We start from the raw sequence: 2,660 nt of genomic DNA on the forward strand, positions 1-2,660 counted from the left end.
AGATGAGTTTTACTATGACCAGCTACCACAACAAAATAAGGTAGCTTAACTAGAGCAGAGTATCACTTATAAATAAGCTTTTAGTTGTTCAAACATGTGGGACCACCTCTTATTTAAAAAAAGGAAAGAAGATGAAAATTAAGTTTTTAACAGTTTCATTGATGCTTATTCTGCCATTTTCTGTTTTTGCAGCAAATACTGTAGTAGAAAAAGCGGTCATTGAATCAAATAATACATATAAGGCGAAGTATAACTTAGAGGATATGACTGAGTTTAATCAGGCTCAAAAGGGCTTTATTGCCAAGCCAACAGGTCAAATTAAAAGTGAGAAAGGCAATGTTATCTGGGATTTTGATGCATTTAGTTTTTTACAAGATCAAGCACCAAATACCGTTAATCCCACTCTATGGCGACAAGCAAAATTAAACAACAATGTTGGGCTATTTAAAGTAACAGATCGAGTTTGGCAAATTCGTGGTTTTGATTTGGCAAATATGACCATCATTCAGGGTGATACTGGCTGGATTATTGTGGATACATTAACCTCTAAAGAAACGGCTGAAGCAGCACTTAAATTTGCTAGACAGCATTTAGGTGAGCAAAAAATTTCAGCCATTATCTTTACCCATAGCCATATCGATCATTTTGGTGGTGCATTAGGCGTTCTTTCTAGCGAAGAAATTAACGCTAGAAAAACTCCAATTATTGCGCCAAAAGGCTTTATGGAAGAAGCGACCAGTGAAAATGTGATGGCAGGTTCAGCCATGATACGTCGTGCGACTTATATGTATGGAACTTTTCTACCTAAAAATGCGGAAGGATTGGTGGATACAGGTTTAGGTAAGGCTGTTGCTGTGGGAAAAATGGGCATCCTTGAGCCTACACAACTGATCACTCAACCAGAACAGAAAATGACGGTTGATGGCTTGGATTTTGTGTTTTATAACGTGCCGGGTTCAGAAGCACCAGCAGAATTAACGTTCTCTATCCCATCATTGAAACTTTATAACGGCGCAGAAATTCTATCTCATACCATGCATAATCTTTATACCCTTCGGGGTGCTAAAGTCCGTGATGCCTTAAAATGGGTGGGCTATCTAGACCAAGCAATGCAGCATGCCAAAGCATCCGATGTATTGATTGCACAGCATCATTGGCCTGTCTGGGGCAATGACAATATTCAAGATTTTATTAAAACCCAGCGAGATGTTTATAAGTTCACGCATGATCAGACGGTGAGATATATGAACTCTGGTTTTAATGGCGCTGAAATTGCCGAAAAAATTAAGCTTCCAGCGGCACTTGATCAAAAACTATATGCTCATGGCTATTATGGAACCCTAAAACATAATGTAAAAGCAGTATACCAATATTATATGGGATGGTTCGATGCCCATCCTTCCAATTTAGATCCATTACCCCCTAAAGCTGTTGCAAAAAAATATATTGAGTTAGCAGGTGGGGAGAACAATGCATTGAAAAATGCGCGGGATGCCTACGCTCAAGCTGACTATAGATGGGCTGCCGAGATTTTAAAACATATTGTGTTGAATAACCCTCAAAACCAACAAGCAAAAGACTTATTGGCGAATACTTATCGTCAATTGGGCTATGCTGCTGAGGCTTCAACTTGGCGTAATTTCTTTTTGGTGGGCGCTCAAGAGCTACAAAATAATGTACCCCTACAAAATACTTCTGATCCGAGTGATTTATTGATTCATACACCAACTGAAAGATTTCTTGAAGCTATGGCGACAAATTTAGATGTGGAAAATTTAAAAAATGAAAACCAGTGTATCAATCTGGTTTTGTCGGATACCAAAGAGCATTTTTCATTATGGGTTGAAAACTCAGTCATGCAGTTTAAGCGTTATGATGAAAGTAAAGATTTGGCATTGGATTGCCCTACATTAACCTTAACCAAGCCCTTATATCTAAAAATGATTACAGGTCAAATAGAAGGGGTAAAAGTCCTGCTTTCTAAAGACAGTAAAGTCAAAGGTAATCCACTGAAAATTGGAAAATTCTTTGCAATGTTTAAACGTCCAGATTCAATTTTCCCGATTGTGACTCGACCAAATGGCTAAGCTCAAATAAGTAAAGTCGAAACTTAAATTAATAGATCCAAAGAAATGGGTGAAATTATCAACTTGGTTCTCCCAATCTTATAACAGGAATACAAGAAATTATTTCTTGTATTCCTCTTTAAAATTAAAAGTAAGCTATATGTATTTTAACTCTATTGATACTTTATTAAATGGTTTTTGAATTTTTATACTTTATTTTCGATGGAGATATTTTTATTAGTAGCTTGTTTAAAAAAGATTTGTTTATTTTTCTATTAATTGCTTCTAAATAATAACTTCAATATTTTTGTGGTTAAAAGGCAAGGGGGTATTATGATGTGTTTTTTATTGAAAATAAGCTTTTATATTAGGTTAACTTGATTGCACTATTTGATGATTATATTGAGTAAATATATAGGTCATGATGATCATATCAATATCCGATAGTTTAAGAGCTCAATATTTGTTTTGCCAAGCTTATATTTTAGAGGTGGATCAGGAAATTTGAACAACACTTATAAGTGATATTTTGCTCCCCAAATGATGTTATAAACATCAATATATGGAGTATTTTATGGCACGTAGACCAAGAAG

General features: G+C 35.6%; 1 protein-coding gene. It reads left to right on the forward strand.

Going from position 1 to position 2,660, the window contains the following annotated elements; genetic code table 11:
* The first annotated feature begins 131 nt into the window (after nt 1-131).
* Nucleotides 132-2,087, forward strand: coding sequence for an alkyl/aryl-sulfatase (locus tag WBW42_RS18705; RefSeq protein WP_000693745.1), 1,956 nt, complete (start codon nt 132-134; stop codon nt 2,085-2,087).
* Nucleotides 2,088-2,660: the final 573 nt, after the last annotated feature.

This window comes from Acinetobacter sp. LT1 (genome assembly GCF_059800965.1).